Annotated in this window: 17 protein-coding genes; 15 read left to right on the top strand and 2 right to left on the bottom strand. The window is 52.0% G+C overall.

Annotated features, from left to right (window positions below):
* The 14 genes from ACLK1G_RS24990 (at window position 1) to ACLK1G_RS25055 (ending at window position 14846) form a co-directional block, all read left to right on the top strand.
* Window positions 1–759 (top strand): AglZ/HisF2 family acetamidino modification protein, encoded by a 759-nt coding sequence (locus ACLK1G_RS24990; RefSeq protein WP_420767808.1) that lies wholly within the window; start codon window positions 1–3, stop codon window positions 757–759.
* Window positions 749–1876 (top strand): N-acetyl sugar amidotransferase, encoded by a 1128-nt coding sequence (locus tag ACLK1G_RS24995; RefSeq protein ID WP_420767809.1) that lies wholly within the window; start codon window positions 749–751, stop codon window positions 1874–1876. Before ACLK1G_RS24990 ends, ACLK1G_RS24995 begins: the two co-directional genes overlap by 11 nt.
* 117 nt (window positions 1877–1993) lie before the next feature.
* On the top strand, window positions 1994–3079 hold the full coding sequence (locus ACLK1G_RS25000; protein WP_420767810.1) for a hypothetical protein: 1086 nt from the start codon (window positions 1994–1996) through the stop codon (window positions 3077–3079).
* Window positions 3080–3131: 52 nt separating this feature from the next.
* The gene (locus tag ACLK1G_RS25005; protein ID WP_420767811.1) at window positions 3132–4271 is read left to right on the top strand and encodes a glycosyltransferase family protein; all 1140 of its coding nucleotides are present in this window, start codon (window positions 3132–3134) and stop codon (window positions 4269–4271) included.
* Entirely contained in the window at window positions 4268–5392 is a 1125-nt protein-coding gene (gmd, locus tag ACLK1G_RS25010) for a GDP-mannose 4,6-dehydratase (protein WP_420767812.1), read from the top strand. The genes ACLK1G_RS25005 and gmd overlap by 4 nt, the downstream gene beginning before the upstream one ends.
* A gap of 2 nt (window positions 5393–5394) precedes the next feature.
* Entirely contained in the window at window positions 5395–6369 is a 975-nt protein-coding gene (fcl, locus tag ACLK1G_RS25015; RefSeq protein ID WP_420767824.1) for a GDP-L-fucose synthase, read from the top strand.
* Between the two features lie 86 nt (window positions 6370–6455).
* On the top strand, window positions 6456–7865 hold the full coding sequence (locus ACLK1G_RS25020) for a mannose-1-phosphate guanylyltransferase/mannose-6-phosphate isomerase (RefSeq protein WP_420767813.1): 1410 nt from the start codon (window positions 6456–6458) through the stop codon (window positions 7863–7865).
* Window positions 7866–7867: 2 nt separating this feature from the next.
* Complete coding sequence (locus ACLK1G_RS25025) at window positions 7868–8617, top strand: glycosyltransferase family 2 protein (RefSeq protein WP_420767814.1); 750 nt, start codon at window positions 7868–7870, stop codon at window positions 8615–8617.
* An 8-nt stretch (window positions 8618–8625) separates the two neighbouring features.
* Window positions 8626–9576 (top strand): NAD-dependent epimerase/dehydratase family protein, encoded by a 951-nt coding sequence (locus ACLK1G_RS25030; RefSeq protein WP_420767815.1) that lies wholly within the window; start codon window positions 8626–8628, stop codon window positions 9574–9576.
* Between the two features lie 27 nt (window positions 9577–9603).
* Complete coding sequence (locus ACLK1G_RS25035) at window positions 9604–10620, top strand: MraY family glycosyltransferase (RefSeq protein ID WP_420767816.1); 1017 nt, start codon at window positions 9604–9606, stop codon at window positions 10618–10620.
* Window positions 10621–10732: 112 nt separating this feature from the next.
* Window positions 10733–12727, top strand: a complete 1995-nt coding sequence (locus ACLK1G_RS25040) for a polysaccharide biosynthesis protein (RefSeq protein ID WP_420767817.1) — start codon at window positions 10733–10735, stop codon at window positions 12725–12727.
* Window positions 12728–12839: 112 nt separating this feature from the next.
* Entirely contained in the window at window positions 12840–13175 is a 336-nt protein-coding gene (locus ACLK1G_RS25045) for a ComEA family DNA-binding protein (protein WP_420767818.1), read from the top strand.
* Window positions 13176–13324: 149 nt separating this feature from the next.
* Window positions 13325–13978: a GntR family transcriptional regulator gene (locus tag ACLK1G_RS25050; protein ID WP_420767819.1), complete on the top strand. Its 654-nt coding sequence runs from the start codon at window positions 13325–13327 to the stop codon at window positions 13976–13978.
* A 16-nt stretch (window positions 13979–13994) separates the two neighbouring features.
* Entirely contained in the window at window positions 13995–14846 is an 852-nt protein-coding gene (locus ACLK1G_RS25055) for an urea carboxylase-associated family protein (RefSeq protein ID WP_420767820.1), read from the top strand.
* A gap of 167 nt (window positions 14847–15013) precedes the next feature.
* Here ACLK1G_RS25055 and ACLK1G_RS25060 read toward each other — a convergent pair whose 3' ends face one another.
* Both ACLK1G_RS25060 and eat read right to left on the bottom strand, forming a co-directional pair.
* Complete coding sequence (locus ACLK1G_RS25060) at window positions 15014–15181, bottom strand: DUF2897 family protein (RefSeq protein ID WP_003183831.1); 168 nt, start codon at window positions 15179–15181, stop codon at window positions 15014–15016.
* A gap of 119 nt (window positions 15182–15300) precedes the next feature.
* Window positions 15301–16665 carry an ethanolamine permease gene (eat, locus tag ACLK1G_RS25065; RefSeq protein WP_420767821.1) on the bottom strand — a complete coding sequence of 455 codons (1365 nt, stop codon included), beginning with the start codon at window positions 16663–16665 and terminating at the stop codon, window positions 15301–15303.
* Window positions 16666–16982: 317 nt separating this feature from the next.
* On the opposite strand from eat, the gene ACLK1G_RS25070 reads away from it, so the two are divergent.
* On the top strand, window positions 16983–18918 hold a 1936-nt coding region (locus tag ACLK1G_RS25070), incomplete at its 3' end, for a DUF6531 domain-containing protein (protein WP_420767822.1).

Here is an 18918-nt window from a genome sequence, read left to right on the forward strand (position 1 = left end):
GTGATTCCCGCCCTGCTGTTGCGTGAAGACGGTTTGGTAAAGACCCAGCGCTTTAATAATTCAAAATATGTTGGTGATCCCATCAATGCGATTCGTATCTTCAATGAAAAGGAGGTGGATGAAATTGTTGTTATTGACATCGACGCCACTCGTCTAAAGCGTCCTCCGAATTATGCGCTTATTGAAGAGTTTGCAGCTGAGTGCTTTATGCCTCTCGGTTATGGTGGAGGAATAAATACGGTGGAGCAGGCGAAAAATCTATTTTCGCTTGGCGTCGAAAAGATTATTTTGCAATCTGCAGCCTTTGATAACCCTAAATTTATTACCGAGTTGGCATCCCGTTTCGGTAGCCAAAGTATCGTAATCTCTATTGATGTGAAACGAGACTGGTTGGGGCGGATTAGGCTATGGTCTTCCTCCGCTAGGCGAAAAATTTCCGCTGATTGGCTCGCGGTTATGAAAGAGCTTGCCTCAGCCGGAGCTGGAGAAATTCTTCTGAACTCCGTTGATCGTGATGGGATGCAGAATGGCTATGATTTGGACGTGATAAAATCTGCGGCGTCAGTCCTTGATGTACCACTGGTTGCGTTGGGCGGTGCTGGTAAAATGGAGCATTTGCTCGAAGCTGTTCAGGCAGGTGCGTCTGCGGTAGCCGCAGGGAGTCTATTTGTATTGCAGGGGCCTCATCGAGCCGTATTGATTAGTTATCCAGGTTATTCGGCGCTTGAGTCGTTATTTAGGAGCTCAGATGTATCATAAGAACTACCAGATCTGCACAAGATGCGTGATGGATACCTCCGCATCAGATATATTATTCGACGCTAACGGAATATGTAATTTCTGTACATATTTCGAGGAGCAAGTCAGCAAGGTCGTATTTGTTTCTGAGGAGCAACGAGCGATCCAGCGAAAAATATTTATCGAGAAGGTAAAACAAGCTGGTGAAGGTAAAAAATACGATTGCATAATAGGATTGTCTGGCGGTGTAGATAGTTCGTATGCGCTTGATCTTGCCGTGAAGGAAGGATTAAGACCATTAGCGGTGCATATGGATAACAACTGGAACTCCGAGCTTGCCGCAAATAATATTAAAAACCTCGTCTCCGGGCTTAATGTCGATCTTTACACTCATGTTATCGAATGGCCGGAATACAAGCGTCTTATGCAAGCTTTTTTTGATGCAGATGTTATCGATGTAGAGCTTTTATACGATAATGCTATGCTTGCAGTTAATTATGCGCAAGCACGGAAATATGGAATAAAATATATTCTTTCTGGCAGTAACTCTGCCACGGAAGGTATGCCGATGCCGGAAGGTTGGAATTGGCGTAAATGGGATAAGAAGAATATTAAAGCGCTAGGAGCGCTTGGCGGAGTTAAGCTAAAGACCTTTCCATCCGTTGGTACAATTGACTACGTTATAAATCGGCTAATTCGTAGGATCCAATGGGTTTCCTATCTTGATTTTTATGATTACCAAAAGAATCAGGCATTAGATGAGCTGGAGGCTAAGTATGGTTATAAGCGCTACCCTTATAAGCACTACGAGTCGATATTTACGCGTTTCTATCAGGGATATATATTGCCGGAGAAATTCGGCGTAGATAAACGTAAATTACATTTAGCCACGCTTGTCATGAGTGGCCAAATGAGCCGCGAAGAGGCCTTGACGAGATTGGCGGAGTCGCCGTATCCCTCAACTGAAGGGCTCGAGACGGACAAGAAATATTTTCTAAAAAAGATGGGGTGGGATGAGCCTAAGTTGAGAGCTTATCTTGAGCGACCTGAGAAACGGCATGATGAATACCCGAGTGACCGAGCACTGTGGGATGGAATGAAAAAGATTTATCGTCAGTATGTTAGAAAAAACGGCTAGAGTGTGTGCATGCGGATGCATTCGCTTAATAAGACGGGTCTTAACTGTCTTAATGTTGGATGCGTTTTGCAGTTGAAACGGGTAGTTTGAGGAGCGACATCGCTGCGAGGATTAAGTATGAAGCTGTATGTAAAGAGGTCGACATTTTTATTGTTTTTTTTCTCGGCTTCTGCAGTGTTGTTCTACGCTTTGTGGGGTAGGCATATGCTTAGCGGCGAAATCAATTTTAAGTTTTTTGCGGATTCATTAACTTATGAAAATTTGTATTGGGAGGCGGATTTTGATAGTTTCTCTGAAATGATTTCATGGGACAGTAATTATTTCGGTCCACTGATTATTTTGGAGGCTCTTGGGGGGGATCGCTTTCTTGTAGTATGCCTTAATATATCATTGCTTTTCAGTTCCTTGTGGTTGGTTCGAAGGGGTAATGATTGTAATTGGCTTCTTTTTGTTTTTTTGCTTTTTTTGAGTCCGATTACATTTTCTAGCTTACTTTCTATTAATAAAGAAATAATATCCTTATTGACTGTTTCTTTGCTTGTGGCATGGCTGCTGCGAAGAGGAGGTACTTATCTAATCTTGGCATTTGTAACGTCTTTTTTTGTTCGCTGGCAGTTGGCTTTGTTTGTCTTTGTGGCATTTACTGCGTTTTCCTCTCTTAATCCACTTCGGCATAAGAGACTGTTGTTTGTGGTGGTCTTATTATTAGGAATATCAGTCGCCTATTTATTTGTGGGTGACCAATTCGTCGGTGTAAATAGTAACGCTGACAGAGGGGCTGCTATAGATGACGGTAGCGGGGCATATGTACTACTTAACGAAGCACAACGAAATGGACTTTATTTCCTTGTTTTTATACCTAAGGCGCTCCATGCAATGTATGGTTTGATTTTTAGGGTGGGGAATATTTTTGATTTTAATGATATTTATAATAATTTAATAGTGACAATTCATTGTGTTGTTGCGTTTTGTCTTTTTTTAATCATTTTTTTTAGGCGTCGCTTGAGTTTGCGAGATGACTTGGTTTTTCTTGCTTTGATTTATTGCGCAATTTTTGTCCTTACTCCGATTTACTCGCCGAGATATTTTTATCCGGTATTCTACTTGTCCTGTATGGTTCTTGCTCGTCGCTCCCGACCTGTGAAAGCTATCCAAAATTTGAATTCAAACTCCAGAGTTACTGGAGGCATAGACGGTAATTAGCTTCGATTTAATACTTTAGTGTCACTTTAAATCTAATTATAGTTGGGTTGTCATGCAAGCTAGTACATCGAAGGTTTTAATGGTGAGTCACGTTTCTCCTGATTCGATATATGGGGCGGGTTCGAGCTTGCGCCAGCATATCAGTCTTATGGGAAAGTACAAATTGTCTTTGTTTTCACCGGTGCATCGTGCGGTTTCTAGCTTTAATGGGGTGGATGTGGCCCGCTTCTTGCCCCCAATAACATATAATTACGACGTCAGACTTTCTTTCTTTAGGTCATTTATCCTCTCTGGGTTGTCACGTCTTGCGTTTTGGATTAGTAGCCCTTTTTTGCTATATAAGATTATCAAAATCTCGCCTGATATAGTCCATTTGAATAGTTTGGTTTTGTCGGACTTTTTATTGTTGCTGCGTTTGTATCGTCTTTTTAAAAAAATCAGGGTGGTTTCGCATGTTCGAGAAATGTTGGCTTCTGAGATTTCGCTATATCAGAAGTATCTTTTAACTGGGTGTGATCATTTTATATTTATTGATAGGGCAGTTCAACAGCGGTTTCTTCTAGTGGTCGGCAAGTCATATCCTTTTGATATTGTCCAGAACCCTTTCAAAGGTTCTACACCTAAGGATGCGCTGCCAGTAAATATAAAGACACTGAAAGAAATGGGCAAGGTTGTATTTGCACTAGCTGGCCGAATTGAAAGTGGGAAGGGTGTCCTGGAAGTTTGTAATCAGTTTTTATCCTCTGCTCCAGCTAACGCTGCGCTGGTAATCGTAGGTGGGGGCGCTGGGGGGGAGATTGATCAACTAAGGGCTATGGTAGATAACTCTAATGGCTCCATTTCATATTTGGGCGAGGTTATTGACCTTCAATCCACCGGCTTCTTCGCAGAAATCGACTTCTTAATTAGGGGGGAGTCTTTTTTTTGCACAGGAAGGACCGTTTATGAGTCCCTTTACTCTGGTTCTGGTGTGATTGTCCCGGGAACGGACAAGGATCTTGAGTCGGATGAAGTGCTAGCCGGGTTCAAGGAGAGCGTTTTTTGTTATCCTCCAGGTGATTTTGTAAGCTTGATGGGCCTCGTGGCGACATTGGCTGGTCTCCCAGAGGCGACAAAGGATCGTCGTGTCCACGACAATTATGAACAATATATTGCGTCGTTAGATGCTATTTATTCGAAGGTGATTAAATGAGTAGGAAGAAGGCGCTAATTACAGGTGTTACTGGCCAGGATGGCTCCTATTTGGCTGAGTTGTTGCTTGAAAAGGGATATGAGGTTCATGGGATTAAACGTCGCGCATCATCATTTAATACTCAACGCGTAGACCATATTTATCAGGATCCCCACACAGATAACCGAAATTTTGTCCTTCATTACGGCGATTTGAGCGATTCTTCAAATCTCACTAGAATTATTCAAGAAATACAGCCTGATGAAGTCTACAACCTAGGAGCTCAGTCTCATGTCGCGGTAAGTTTCGAGTCTCCTGAGTACACTGCTGATGTCGATGCGATGGGCACGCTCCGAATTCTAGAAGCCATCCGCCTTTTGGGGTTAGAGAAGAAGACCCGATTCTATCAAGCATCTACTTCAGAATTGTATGGTTTGGTGCAGGAAACTCCACAAAAGGAGACGACTCCCTTCTATCCGCGTTCGCCATACGCCGTGGCCAAGCTCTACGCGTATTGGATCACCGTCAACTATCGCGAGGCATATGGAATGTATGCCTGCAATGGAATTCTGTTCAATCATGAGTCTCCGCGCCGTGGCGAAACTTTTGTAACACGTAAGATTACCCGCGCACTGGCGAATATTTCTCAAGGGTTGGAGCAATGTTTATTTCTTGGCAACATGGATGCTCTACGAGATTGGGGACACGCCAAGGACTACGTACGCATGCAATGGATGATGTTGCAGCAAGAACATCCTAAAGATTATGTAATAGCTACAGGTGTTCAGTATTCAGTTCGTGATTTTGTGCGCTGGTCGGCTGCTGAACTTGGAGTTACGTTACGTTTTGATAAGGAAGGCGTTGAGGAGCATGCAGTTGTTGAGCATATCAGCGGCAACTTGGCGCCGGCTCTGAATGTTGGAGATGTGATCGTTCGTGTGGATCCACGTTATTTTCGGCCGACAGAGGTTGAAACCCTCTTGGGTGACCCAAGTAACGCTAAGAAAGACCTTGGTTGGGTACCTGAAATCACAGTGCAGGAAATGTGCGCAGAAATGGTCCGTGAGGACCTTAAGGCGGCCCAGCGTCATGCCTTGCTCAAGCAACACGGCCATGATGTCCCGGTCGCTTTGGAGAACTAATGATGCCCCGCGAATCGAACCAGACCGTTTTCGTCGCAGGCCATCGAGGCATGGTGGGTTCCGCTATCGTGCGCCGGCTCCAGGCTCTTGGCTATCGCTCTGTTCTCTGTGCTGGTCGGCAAGAGTTGGATTTGCTGGATCAGCAAGCGGTTCATGCATATTTTTTAGAAAATCGGATTGACCAGGTCTATCTTGCGGCAGCTAAGGTGGGGGGAATCCAAGCCAACAATACGTACCCTGCGGATTTTATTTATGAAAATCTGACGATACAAGCGAATGTGATCCAGGCTGCGCACCTATCTAACGTTCAGAAATTACTGTTTCTTGGGTCGTCCTGCATTTATCCGAAGCAGGCTAAGCAACCGATGCAGGAAAACGCTTTGCTTACTGGCTTATTAGAACCGACTAACGAGCCCTATGCGATTGCCAAAATTGCTGGGATCAAGTTATGCGAGAGCTATAATCGTCAGCACGGTCGCGATTATCGCAGCGTCATGCCAACCAATCTGTACGGGCCGCATGATAATTACCATCCTGAAAATAGCCATGTGATTCCGGCCTTGCTTCGACGTTTTCACGAAGCGGTGCGAGCCAGTCAAGCGGAGGTTGTTATCTGGGGAAGCGGCAGTCCAATGCGGGAGTTTTTACACGTCGATGATATGGCTGCGGCTAGCGTGCATGTGATGGAGCTTGATCAAAACACGTATCAGGCCAACACTCAGCCCATGCTGTCGCATATTAATGTCGGGACGGGAGAAGACTGCACCATACGTGAGCTCGCACAAACCATCGCCAAGGTTACTGGTTTTAAAGGACAACTCTCTTTTGATGCAAGCAAGCCTGACGGTGCGCCACGTAAACTAATGGACGTCTCTCGTCTTCGCGCGTTGGGTTGGCAAGCTACGATTGGTCTCGAGGAAGGGCTCAGCGATGCTTATCAATGGTTCGTAGAGCATTGGCTGGAGGCTAGGAAGTAATGGCTGTGTGGCTGGTTTTCGCGATCATTAGCCTTGCAAAAACAGAAATAGCAGCACCCTGATAGCGTCAGTAAGGACAACCTTCAATGTTTCTTCCGGTAATCATGGCAGGCGGCACGGGATCCCGCCTCTGGCCGCTTTCTCGCCAGCTTAATCCCAAGCAGTTCCTGCCTTTGGTTGATGCCGAGCGGTCGTTGCTGCAGTCCACAATTCAACGGCTGGATGGGCTGAATCACGACCTCCCCTTGCTGGTTTGCAACGAACAACACCGATTCCTCGCGGCGGAACAACTGCGGCAGATGGAGATGGACCAAGCCAAGATTTTGCTTGAGCCGGTGGGACGCAATACTGCTCCAGCTATCGCGCTGGCGGCGTTGGAGGCCACCGCTTCCGGAGTTGATCCGGTTCTGCTGGTTCTTCCCGCCGACCATCTTATTAAGAACGTCGGGGCATTTCATGCCAGCGTCGCTTGTGCTTTAGCTTTGGCTGAGACGGGAAAATTAGTCACGTTCGGGATAGTGCCTACCCATCCAGAAACGGGTTTCGGTTATTTGGAGAGGGGGGAAGAGATAGCCGAAGGTGCCTACGTTGTTAGCCGATTTGTAGAAAAACCTGACTCAGCTACGGCTCAGAAGTATCTGGACAGCGGAGAGTATTTTTGGAATAGCGGCATGTTCATGTTTCGAGCCAGTCGTTATTTACGGGAGTTAGAACTCTTCGCGCCGGATATCCTTCGTTCCTGCCAGGCTTCGTTTGCAGGTGCGCAGCAGGATATGCATTTCACTCGCGTCAACGCTCAAGCGTTCAACGAATGTCCCGATATATCAATCGATTACGCCGTCATGGAGCGCACTTCTGATGCGGTCATGGTGCCGCTTGATGCGGGGTGGAGTGACGTGGGATCTTGGTCTGCTCTTTGGGACGTGGCGGACAAAGACTCTGGTGGTAACGTTTTTAAAGGCGATGTACTCACCGAACGGACGACTAACAGTTATCTGCACGCCACTCATCGGCTGGTGTCAGCTATTGGTGTAGATGATTTGGTGATTGTTGAAACCAAAGATGCTGTATTGGTGGCTCATAAAAACGACGTCCAAGACGTAAAGAAGATAGTCGATCAGTTGAAAAGTTGTAAGCGACCAGAATACTCTAATCACCGAGAGGTTTATCGCCCCTGGGGTGTCTACGATTCCGTTGATAACGGACCGCGCTATCAGGTTAAACGTATCACGGTAAATCCCGGCGCTAAATTATCAGTGCAGATGCATCATCATCGCGCTGAGCATTGGATAGTCGTAAGTGGAACTGCTCGTGTAACTAACGGTGAAAAAAGTTATCTGGTAACGGAAAATCAGTCCACTTATATTCCGGTAGGTCAGATACATTCCCTGGAAAATCCGGGCGTCATTCCTTTAGAGCTTATTGAGGTTCAATCAGGAACCTACTTGGGCGAGGATGATATTGTCCGTTTTGAAGATATATACGGTCGGAGTTGATGGTGTTGAAGATTTCAATAATTACTGTTTGCTACAATAGTGTTGAGACTATCAGAGATACTATCGAGTCTGTTTTGTCGCAGCAATACCCTGATATCGAATATATAATTGTGGATGGCGCCTCAAAGGATGGCACGCTCGAACTGATCTCTGAATACGAGGGGCGAATTTCTAAGGTGATAAGCGAATCCGATAAAGGTATATATGATGCCATGAATAAGGGCGTCCAGGCCGCCACCGGGGATTTTGTCGGTATACTGAATTCTGATGACGTATTTGCTGGTAGTGATGTGATTCACAATCTGGTTGCTCATCTGCAAAATAACCCCAGCGCAGATGCCGTCTATGCAGATCTGGTATTTGTACAGCGCAAGGAGATGGATGTTGTGACTCGCAGATATTCTTCTTCTGGCTTCTCGCCTTGGAAAGTCCGTTTCGGATTTATGATACCCCACCCTACTTTTTACGCTCGGCGTGAGCTTTTCGAAAAGTATGGAAGTTATAAATTGGGTTACCGAGTCTCCGCGGACTTCGAATTAATGGCCCGGTTTATGTCAAAAGGCGTGAAAATGATAAGGCATTCCGCTGTCATGGTTAAAATGAGAGAGGGTGGTATAAGCACAACTGGCTTTTGGTGGCGGATACATCAAAATTTGGAAATCGTACGGGCTTGCAGGGAGAATGGCATTTACACGAATATTTTGTTGGTGGCGATGAAGGTGCCGTTCAAGTTGGCAAGTTATTTTAAATAGTGAGAGTTATGAAAAAGGTTCTCCTGACGGGTAGCACTGGTTTTGTCGGAAACGGTCTACGCACAGCTCTGAAACTTAATTATTCTCTTCTGGCCACATCCCGCTTAACGCAAATGATGTCGGATGGCTCCCAAACTATAGGCGTCGGTGCTCTTTCGGCTGAAACCAGATGGACTACATTGCTGAAAGATGTGGATATTGTCGTGCATGTCGCAGGAAGAGCCCATAAGTTAAATGACAGGCATGAGGATCCGTTAGCAGCATTTAGGAAGGTAAATGTTGACGCGACGCTTAATTTGGCGCGCCAAGCTGCTGATCGCGGGGTAAAGCGGTTTATCTTTATCAGTTCAATAGGCGTACACGGCTCAGTCACAAATAATAGCTACCTCAGCGAACGTTCTCCGTTAAACCCCCATGCAGACTATGCCGTGTCAAAGCTTGAGGCGGAAAAGGGGCTTCAGGACATTTCTTCCGGAAGCGCGATGGAGGTGGTTGTATTACGCCCGCCGTTAATTTATGCAGGAAACGCGCCTGGTAATTTTGGATTGTTGTTGAAATTGATCGCAAGCGGTGCTCCGCTCCCTTTTCTCAATGTCGACAATAAGCGTAGTATGGTCGCACTTGAGAATTTTGTTGACCTAGTACAGATTTGTCTTGAGCATGATGCAGCAGCTAATCGCACATTTCTGGTAAGCGACGGGGTGGATGTATCGACAACTCAAATTATTCAATACATCGCCAGAGGGATGGGGCGCGACGCACGATTGTTTTACCTGCCCGACATGTTTGTGCGAATGGGGGCAGCGTTATTAGGACGTAAAACTACATATGAGCAACTCTACGGTTCTCTTGCAATTGACTCTCGCATGGTTCGGGATATTTTATCTTGGTGTCCTCCGATAAGTCCGGAGGAGGCTTTGTTCAAAGCTGGAGAAGATTACGTCTCCCGTGGTCGTTGAATATCCTATTTATGAGCTGGTTTTCCTATGCCTTTTTGGTTGATGTTTTTTTTGGTCGCACTATTGTCGCTTTCATTGACCGGGGCGCTGCGTAGGTATGCCCTTGCCCGGAATCTGATCGACGTTCCCAATATCCGCAGCTCCCATTCCGCCCCAACCCCACGTGGCGGTGGCGTGGCTATTGTGTTGAGTTTCCTGGCGGCTCTGCCAATATTCGCCGCTAACGATTTACTGCCCTGGCACGCTATGTGGTCAATGCTAGGGGCGGGAACTGGAGTCGCTGTGCTCGGTTTCCTCGATGATCACGGTCACATCGCTGCCCGTTGGCGTTTGTTGGGGCATTTCATAGCATCGGTATGGGCGCTTTGCTGGCTAGGCGGGATGCCAGTAATCACAATGTTTAACGTGGAAATTAACCTGGCTTGGCTTGGTCACGTCCTGGCAGTTCTTTATTTGGTGTGGATGTTGAATCTCTACAATTTTATGGACGGCATCGACGGTATTGCCAGTGTGGAGGCTATCTGCGTGTGCCTCGGGGCGTGTCTGCTTTACTGGCTGGGAGGTTTTGGATCTTTGATTGTGGCTCCGTTATTGCTCGCCCTGGCGGTAGCTGGCTTTCTATATTGGAATTTCCCTCCCGCACGCATTTTCATGGGGGATGCGGGTAGCGGCTTCCTCGGGATTATCCTGGGAATGCTGTCGCTACAGGCTGCCTGGGTTTCATCCAAATTATTATGGGTTTGGCTGATCCTTCTCGGTGTTTTTATAGTCGACGCAACCGTCACATTGCTAAGACGGCTGCTTCGTGGCGACAAGGTCTACGAGGCTCATCGCAGCCACGCCTACCAGTTCGCTTCGCGTCAGTTCGGTCGGCATCTACCTGTGACCTTGGCGGTGATGGCAATCAATTTGTTATGGCTGCTGCCGTTGGCTGCATGCGTCGTATTGTTGGACATCGACGGAGCCTTGGCTTTGATAGTGGCTTATGTGCCATTGGTGATTCTTGCTGTCAGGTTTCATGCAGGCGAGCTTGAAAAGGCCTGATTTCACGCTAGGTTCGCTTTTTTCGGTTATGGATTGTCCAACGCACGATGGTTTGCCACCGGCGTAAGAGCGGACGGGGTTTAGGAGCTGGCCAGGGGTGCAGGAAGGATTCATGGATAAATTAAGAACAGTCTTGTTGGGGCTCCCGAGGCGCCATAAGCGAGCAATTCAAGTAGCCATGGATATTGTGCTGGTCTGGATTGCGCTGTGGCTTGCATTTGTCGTGCGACTGGGTGTTGACGCGTTGATAGCACCGATCGAAACGCATCTGTGGCTCTTCGCATCGGCTCCACTGGTCGCCATTCCAATCTTCATCCGCTTCGGCATGTACCGCGCAGTCATGCGTTATTTCGGCAACGACGCACTGATCACCATCTGCAAAGCGGTCAGCCTTTCCGCCTTACTGCTGGCCTTGGTGGTGTATTGGTACAGCAACCACAAAACGGTAGTTCCGCGCTCAATCATCTTCAATTACTGGTGGTTGAGCCTCATCATGATTGGCGGTTTACGCCTGATGATGCGCCAATACTTCCTGGGCGACTGGTTCACCGCGGCCCAGCATGTGCCCTTTACCAATCGAGACGACGGCCTGCCTAAGGTCGCTATCTACGGCGCCGGCGCGGCAGGCAACCAACTTGTCGCCGCATTGCGCATGGGGCGGGTGATGCGGCCCGTTGCGTTCATAGACGATGACAGCAGCATCGCCGACCGTGTCATCGCAGGGCTCCAAGTCTATCAACCCAACCACATTCAAAAAATGATAGACGCGACTGGCGCCCAGGAAATACTGCTCGCTATTCCTTCATCATCACGCGGCCGCCGTCGAGAAATCCTGACCCTGCTCGAAGGCTTCCCACTGCACGTGCGCAGCGTTCCGGGTTTTATGGATCTGGCCAGTGGTCGGGTCAAAGTGGATGACATCCAGGAAGTGGATATCGCTGACCTTCTGGGTCGTGATCCCGTGCCGGCACAGCCTGATCTGCTAGCGCATTGCATTACAGGCCAGTCGGTCCTGGTGACCGGTGCCGGCGGTTCGATCGGTTCTGAGCTCTGTCGACAGATCCTGGCGCTAAAACCCACCACATTGCTGCTTTTCGAGCACAGCGAATTTAATCTCTACAGCATTCTTTCCGAGCTTGAGCCACGAATCGCTCGGGAATCTCTGTCTGTTCGCCTGTTGCCGATCTTGGGGTCGGTTCGCAACCAAGAGAAACTGCTTGATGTGATGAAGACCTGGAATGTTGACACGGTCTACCATGCAGCGGCCTATAAGCATGTGCCCATGGTGGAGCACAACATCGCCGAAGGGGTCCTGAATAATGTAATCGGGACACTGAATACCGCGCAGGCTGCATTGCAGGCGGGTGTATCGAACTTTGTCCTGATCTCGACCGACAAGGCCGTACGCCCGACCAATGTAATGGGCAGCACGAAGCGGCTCGCTGAGCTGACGCTGCAGGCGTTGAGTCGCGAATTGGCCCCGGTGCTGTTCGGTGATCAGGCCAATGTGTCCCGGGTTAACAAGACACGCTTCACCATGGTCCGCTTCGGTAACGTATTGGGCTCATCCGGATCGGTTATTCCGCTGTTCCATAAACAGATCAAATCCGGCGGGCCTTTGACCGTTACCCACCCAAAGATCACGCGTTATTTCATGACCATTCCAGAGGCCGCGCAACTTGTGATCCAAGCAGGGTCCATGGGCTTGGGAGGGGATGTGTTCGTGCTGGACATGGGCGAGCCGGTGAAGATTGTCGAGCTGGCTGAGAAGATGATTCACTTGTCCGGACTGAGCGTTCGCTCTGAAAAGAATCCTCACGGTGATATCGCGATCAAGTTCACCGGCCTGCGCCCCGGCGAGAAGCTTTATGAGGAGCTGCTGATAGGCGACAACGTGGTCGCGACCCAGCATCCAATGATCATGAGCGCCAATGAAGACTTCCTGCCTTGGGATGTCCTCAAGTTAAGGCTGGCAGACTTGCTGACCGCCATCGAAGAAGATGATTACGCCCGAGTTCGCCAGTTGCTTCGCGACACCGTCAGCGGCTACGCCCCGGACGGCGAGATTGTCGACTGGATCTACCAGCAGCGTCACCTTGAGCCTTGATTGTTACACACCTCGTAACGTACACATTTTTGACAGCACACCACCATCGCCTAAGTTTGAGAAGCAGCTTCGGAAAAGCTGCTTCTCTCAACGATGTCATGGAGCGTCACCTATGCGTACAGGCTATTTCTACTCGCTGATTTTTGCCTTCCTCACCAGCGCCTCGATTGCTGTTATTGCGGCTCCAACGGTCAAGCCGGAGTCGGTTGCTTCGCCGCAGACGGTGGAGCAGCCAGCGAGAACGCAAGGCGCCAAGGTGGATTTGAACGGGGCGGATGCCGCAACTTTGCAGCGCGAGCTCTCAGGGATAGGCAAGGGCAAGGCTGAGGCGATTGTTGCCTATCGGGAGAGCAATGGGCCTTTTTCGTCGGTGGACGAACTGCTTGAAGTCAAGGGCATCGGCAAGGCGATTCTCGATAGGAATCGTGACAAGCTGGAGGTGAATTGAGGGTTGTTTAAGGGAGGCCAGTCGAATGACTGGCCTTTTTGCCATTCAACGGATGTGCTTCTTGGTTGATCGGCGAAGCTTTACCGCTGTTGGCACAAATACTGATTAGTTAACGCCAACCGATTGTTCAACAATCCAAGGCCCCACCAATGACCAGCCCCCTTTCCCTAGCCGACCAAATCACCCTCGAACTTCGCGCCGACATCATCGGCGGTCGCCTCATCCCAGGCACGGCGCTGGTGGAAAACAACCTGGTCTGCGCCTACAACGCATCTCGCAACACTATCCGCGAAGCGTTACACCGCCTCGGCCAGGAAGGCCTTGCCCGTTACGTGCGTAACAAAGGGGTAACGGTTAGCAGGTTGGGTGTCGATGATGTGCGGGATTTGTTCAAGGTCCGCCGTACCCTGGAGCTGCGGGCCATTCTGAGCAGCAATCCACTGAGCGAGTATCAAGCCGACCACATGCTCGAAGCCCTGGAGGCCGCTGAGCTGGCTCGGGATCGCGAAGATTGGCGAGCGGTGGGCACCTACAGTCTGGCCTTTCATCAGCACATCGTGGGACTGATGCGCAGTCCGTTGCTCGATGAGTTTTTTACCAACGTGGTCGCGCAACTACGCTTGGTGTTTTGTTCCGCTCCCGACGAAGCGCGCTTTCAGGCGCCGTGGCTTGCCCGTGACCGGCAGATCCATGACTGGCTCGCGGAAGGTGACAAGCCTGCTGCTCACGACGAGCTGAGCGTTTATCTCGACGATTCCGAGCAGTTGCTTGTGCACCTGCTGACTCCCGCCAACCCTCACTGATCAGAGGACCTGCGCCATGTACAAAGACTACCCAGCCGCCTACCAGGTCAGCAAAGGCTCCGCCCTCCAAGTGGACAAACCCTTCTACGACCGCATCCGCACCCAGCAGAACAAACGCACCCTGATCGAGCAGTTCGAAGTCCCAATCCGCACCGGCCGCGCCTGGCATGTGCCGGCCGGTCATGTCTTTCGCGTGACAACCCCGGTCGGTCCGCAAGTCGGGGATTTCAACGTCTGGAACGCCCACGATCCACGTGAACGGCTGTGGGCGGCGCGGACGCGACAGCTGCAGGGCGCTCATGTCAGCACCTATGATCGGTTGTGGTCGAACCTGCCATTCCTGCGGCCATTGGTAACGATCACCGATGACAGCTTGGCCAACTACGGTATCGACGAACACGGCGGGCGTTTGCATGATTTGCTGGGGACGCGATGTGACCCGTACGTGAACAAGATGCTGACCGGCGAAGATTTCCATCATCACTGCCACTCGAACCTGACGCGTGCGGTGTTGCCTCATGGTTTGACCGAGTTTGATGTCCACGATGTGCTGAATATTTTCCAGTGCACCGGGCTGAATCATGACGACATGTATTTCATGAAGGCGTGTCCGGCGCAGAAGGGCGATTACCTGGAATTTTTTGCGGAGATCGATTTGCTGTGTGCATTGTCGACGTGCCCTGGTGGGGATCTGTCGCTGGCGATGTGGGGGCCGGAGGCGCAGGATCCTTTAAGCGTTTGTCGTCCGCTGGGAGTGGAGATTTATCGGTTGGAGGATTCGTTGCTGCAGGGCTGGAGTCAGCCGGAGCGGGCGGCTTACAAAGGGCTGCATGGGTTGCATATTGCCAAGGCGGATTGGGAGAGCTAAATACCGCAACGGCGCGAGCGGCTCTTGTGGCGAGGGAGCTTGCTCCCGTTGGGCTGCGGAGCGCCCCCAGATGCGTTGAACACAATAGAACTGACACACCGGGTCAGCAGGGGTTGGGGGCGCTTCGCGCCCCAGCGGGAGCAAGCTCCCTCGCCACGAAAAGCGGGTCAGCGATCCTTCGCTTCTTTCGCATCCATCTCGGCATTGCGCTCGGCAACACGTTTGCGCTGTTCGTCCGTCAGCTCGACCTTGTTGGCGGTGTCGCGCAGCATCATCAGACCACCCACGATCGAGCCGATGGCGACGATCAGGATTAACCAGGCATACCAGGGCATAGGGCTCTCCTTGAGGGGACAGTGGCCGGGCGAAAGTTTCGCTGGCCATTGCCTCTACCACTTATGAGCGAAGACGGTTCGCAGTGGTTCCATACTACGCCGGTTATGCCGGGTACACCTTATAGCCCGGTCAACATCGCATCGGCCGGGGCATCGGCACGCAACTGTGCGGTCAGCACGAAATACACGAAGCCCACCGCCATGAAGCCGAGGAAGATCAACCCGATCAGGGCGTTGAACCAGGCCATTGCCACCAGGCACACCACCGCCAGGGCCAAGGCGATGCCCGGCACGATCGGATAGCCCGGCGCGCGGAAGGTGCGTTCCAGGTTGGGCTCGGTTTTGCGCAGTTTGAACAGGCTGAGCATGCTCATGATGTACATGACGATGGCGCCGAACACGGCCATGGTGATCATCGCGGCGGTGAGGGTCATGCCGCCGAGGTTGATCAGGCCGTCGCTGTAGATGGCGGCGATGCCGATCACGCCGCCGGCGATGATGGCGCGGTGCGGGGTCTGGAAACGCGACAGTTTGGCGAGGGAGGCGGGCAGGTAGCCGGCGCGGGCCAGGGCGAAGAATTGGCGGGAGTAGCCGAGGATGATGCCGTGGAAGCTCGCCACCAGGCCGAACAGGCCGATCCAGACGAGCATGTGCAACCAGCCGGAGCTTTCGCCGACCACGGTTTTCATGGCTTGGGGCAGCGGGTCGTTGATGTTGGAGAGGGTGCGCCAATCACCGACGCCACCGGCGAAGAACATCACGCCCATGGCCAGCACTACCAGGGTCAGGATGCCGCTGATGTAGGCCTTGGGAATCGTGCGTTTTGGGTCCTTGGCTTCTTCGGCGGCCATGGCCGCGCCTTCGATGGCGAGGAAGAACCAGATCGCGAAAGGGATCGCCGCGAACATCCCGGCGATGGCCGGTGCGCCGAACACGTCGGAACCGGCCCAGCCGTTCAAGGCGAAGCTGCTGAAGCTGAACGCTGGTGCGACCACGCCCATGAACACCAGCAGCTCGGCGACCGCGAGTACGCAGACGACCAGTTCGAAGGTCGCGGCCAATTTCACCCCGAGGATGTTCAGGCCCATGAATACGATATAGGCGCCGACGGCGGCGTGTTTCGGATCGAGCGCCGGGAATTGCACGTTCAGGTAGGCGCCGATGGCGAGCGCGATGGCGGGTGGAGCGAAGACGAATTCGATCAAGGTTGCCAGCCCAGCGATCAAGCCGCCTTTCTCGCCAAAAGCCCGACGGCTGTAGGCGAACGGTCCGCCGGCATGGGGGATGGCGGTGGTCAGTTCGGTGAAACTGAAAATGAAGCAGGTGTACATGGCCGCAACCATGAACGATGTCACCAGAAAGCCCAGCGTGCCGGCCACGCCCCAGCCGTAGCTCCAGCCGAAGTACTCGCCGGAAATCACCAGGCCGACGGCGATACCCCATAAATGCAGGGTGCCAAGCGTGGGTTTGAGTTGTGTGTTCATCGGTGGCTCCCCTCGATAAGTAGCAAAAGCGCTGGGGGAGGGCAGTGCAGTGGGCGTGCCAGTATGGTTTCGGCGGTCGTAATGGGTGGAATCGTGTCGTATCGAGGATGTTCGCTGCCGGATCGCTCGGGTTTGTGCCCCAGTTCGGAGCGTCGGTGCCTGGGTGGGCCTAATCGCGAGCAAGGATGTCAGTGGCTGCTGGGCCGGTTTAGCAAAATTGGGGAAATACCTTACGCGTACTGCTTCTTTTCCTGACTTATTTCCTCCGGCGACACCGGCAAAGTCTCGCGCCTACTTCTGTACCGCGAGATGCCTGCATGAATTTCCTCGTCACGCCCTTGGTCTTGTCCAGCGCCATCGGTTCGTTGGTGATGGCCGCCATGGACCCGGACCAGCCCGATGTCGAGGCGGTACTGAAGGAGTTCCGCAGTTGTTTGGGTGATTACGACACCTGGGCGGAAAACTTCTGGGCAGGACCCGCACTGGACATCAAACAAGTGTTCAAGGTGGGGAAGGAGGTATCGCTCGCGCCTGCAAAAAATGCTGGCACGAAGGTCAGCGCCGTGGTGGCGAGGTGTCCGGCACAAGGCCCGCTGACATTGGTGCACATGTTCCAGGCCTCGCGTTTCGTGCCGATCGGTGAAACGCCCGTGGTGTTGGAACCGATTATCAAGGACGAGTTGGGCAAGGAAACGTTTGGCGATCCGATTCCTCATGTGATTGGCCCCAGCGGCATTTTGGAAGTACCCCATTGCGACCGCGGCCAGCGCTACCGCATCAGTTTTTTTCCGGATCTTACAACTGATCATGTGAGGGCACTGTACGCGTCCTACCAACGCGTGATCGTCGAACTCGAAAGCTGGCTTAAAGCCGAGTGGAACGAGTTCCAACCGTTGTGGAAGGAATTCGCCAACAGCGGTTTTTTCAAGCGCGTCGACTTGTTGCAGCAAGCTCAGTTACGCGGTTTTGAAAACGCCCTGCGTGGGCTGTGGGACGACGTCAAACAGGTCTTCGATCTGCTGGCGGACCTTAAGGCCAACAGTGAAAAGCTCCTGGAATACCTCACCGAGGCCGAGCTTGAGCAACTGCTGGAAACTTCGTCAGAGGCGATCGCCAAAGCGCTGATGATTGTGAGCGATGAGCCCTTGCTCTTCGTTTACACGGCGGCGTTCACCAGTTGGCTGCGGATGTTGCCACCGCAATATTTGGCCGAAGTCCTGGGCGAAGTGCGCGGTGCGGTGCTGATCAACTTCATCCTGGCAATCGTTACCGGCGGCTTAGGCATAGGCCTGCGCCTGAGCGGCAAGGCGCTGCGCTTGGTTCGCTCGGAACGAGCCCGCGCATGGTTGCAGGCCTCGAGCCAACGCCTGGGCCAACTCGGTGGCGACAGCCTTAACGCTCATGCCGATGTGCTCAAGCCGGTCGTGATTGCGGGGCGAGGACCTTCAGTGGGGCCGGCGCCTGTCAGACCCTTGCAAATCACCACGGGAGACTCCCCACCTCTGTCGGTCAGCAATCCTGCCGCGATCGTGCGGGAAAAATCCCAGCCGTCTACGCAACTGAGCAAACAAGAACACCACGACGACGCCCCCGCCCAATCGAAAAACCCCAACGGCGACCCCGCCGACAGCGCCGCCCAGACCCGCACCGACGGTTGCCCGGTGTCCATGGTCACCGGCGAAGAACTGCTCACCCTCGAAGACGGCACCCTCGACGGACGCCTGCCCTTCGTCTTCACCCGCCTCTACCGCACCAGCGCCGCCGACCTGGACATCGGCCTCGGCCGCGGATGGACCCATGCCCTGGCCCATCGCCTGTTGATCGACGGCGAGCAGGTCATCTGGATCGACCAGGAAAACCGCCGCACCACGTTTCCCCGGCCCAGCCTGCAACGTCCAGCCATCCACAACAGCCTGGCCCGCGCGGCGATTTACCTGAGCAACGAGCCGGACGAATTGATCGTCGCCCAGCCCGGCGAAGACGCTCCTTTCCTACATTTTCGCGACGGTCATCTGACGGCCCTGAGCGATCGGTACGACAACCGCCTGAGCGTCCAACGCAACATCTACGGCGACATCAGCCGCCTGGACAACGGTGCTGGCCGCTGTTTGCGTTTGCGCTACGAGCATCGGCACCTGGTCGCCATCGACTACCAGAGCTTTCACCCGGCGCTGACCCTCGACGAAGCCTGGCGCACCGAACAGACCCTGGTGACCTACCGCTACGATGCGCGTTTACGCCTCATCGAAGCGA

Source organism: Pseudomonas algeriensis, from assembly GCF_048847255.1.
Taxonomy (GTDB): domain Bacteria; phylum Pseudomonadota; class Gammaproteobacteria; order Pseudomonadales; family Pseudomonadaceae; genus Aquipseudomonas.

What these genes read in the sequence shown, in the direction of transcription:
- ACLK1G_RS24995 (WP_420767809.1), top strand. Translation starts at nt 749, where the DNA reads ATGTATCATAAGAACTACCAGATCTGCACAAGATGCGTGATGGATACC.
- ACLK1G_RS25000 (WP_420767810.1), top strand. Translation starts at nt 1,994, where the DNA reads ATGAAGCTGTATGTAAAGAGGTCGACATTTTTATTGTTTTTTTTCTCG.
- ACLK1G_RS25005 (WP_420767811.1), top strand. Translation starts at nt 3,132, where the DNA reads ATGCAAGCTAGTACATCGAAGGTTTTAATGGTGAGTCACGTTTCTCCT.
- gmd (WP_420767812.1), top strand. Translation starts at nt 4,268, where the DNA reads ATGAGTAGGAAGAAGGCGCTAATTACAGGTGTTACTGGCCAGGATGGC.
- fcl (WP_420767824.1), top strand. Translation starts at nt 5,395, where the DNA reads ATGCCCCGCGAATCGAACCAGACCGTTTTCGTCGCAGGCCATCGAGGC.
- ACLK1G_RS25020 (WP_420767813.1), top strand. Translation starts at nt 6,456, where the DNA reads ATGTTTCTTCCGGTAATCATGGCAGGCGGCACGGGATCCCGCCTCTGG.
- ACLK1G_RS25030 (WP_420767815.1), top strand. Translation starts at nt 8,626, where the DNA reads ATGAAAAAGGTTCTCCTGACGGGTAGCACTGGTTTTGTCGGAAACGGT.
- ACLK1G_RS25035 (WP_420767816.1), top strand. Translation starts at nt 9,604, where the DNA reads ATGCCTTTTTGGTTGATGTTTTTTTTGGTCGCACTATTGTCGCTTTCA.
- ACLK1G_RS25040 (WP_420767817.1), top strand. Translation starts at nt 10,733, where the DNA reads ATGGATAAATTAAGAACAGTCTTGTTGGGGCTCCCGAGGCGCCATAAG.
- ACLK1G_RS25045 (WP_420767818.1), top strand. Translation starts at nt 12,840, where the DNA reads ATGCGTACAGGCTATTTCTACTCGCTGATTTTTGCCTTCCTCACCAGC.
- ACLK1G_RS25050 (WP_420767819.1), top strand. Translation starts at nt 13,325, where the DNA reads ATGACCAGCCCCCTTTCCCTAGCCGACCAAATCACCCTCGAACTTCGC.
- ACLK1G_RS25055 (WP_420767820.1), top strand. Translation starts at nt 13,995, where the DNA reads ATGTACAAAGACTACCCAGCCGCCTACCAGGTCAGCAAAGGCTCCGCC.
- ACLK1G_RS25060 (WP_003183831.1), bottom strand. Translation starts at nt 15,181, where the DNA reads ATGCCCTGGTATGCCTGGTTAATCCTGATCGTCGCCATCGGCTCGATC.
- eat (WP_420767821.1), bottom strand. Translation starts at nt 16,665, where the DNA reads ATGAACACACAACTCAAACCCACGCTTGGCACCCTGCATTTATGGGGT.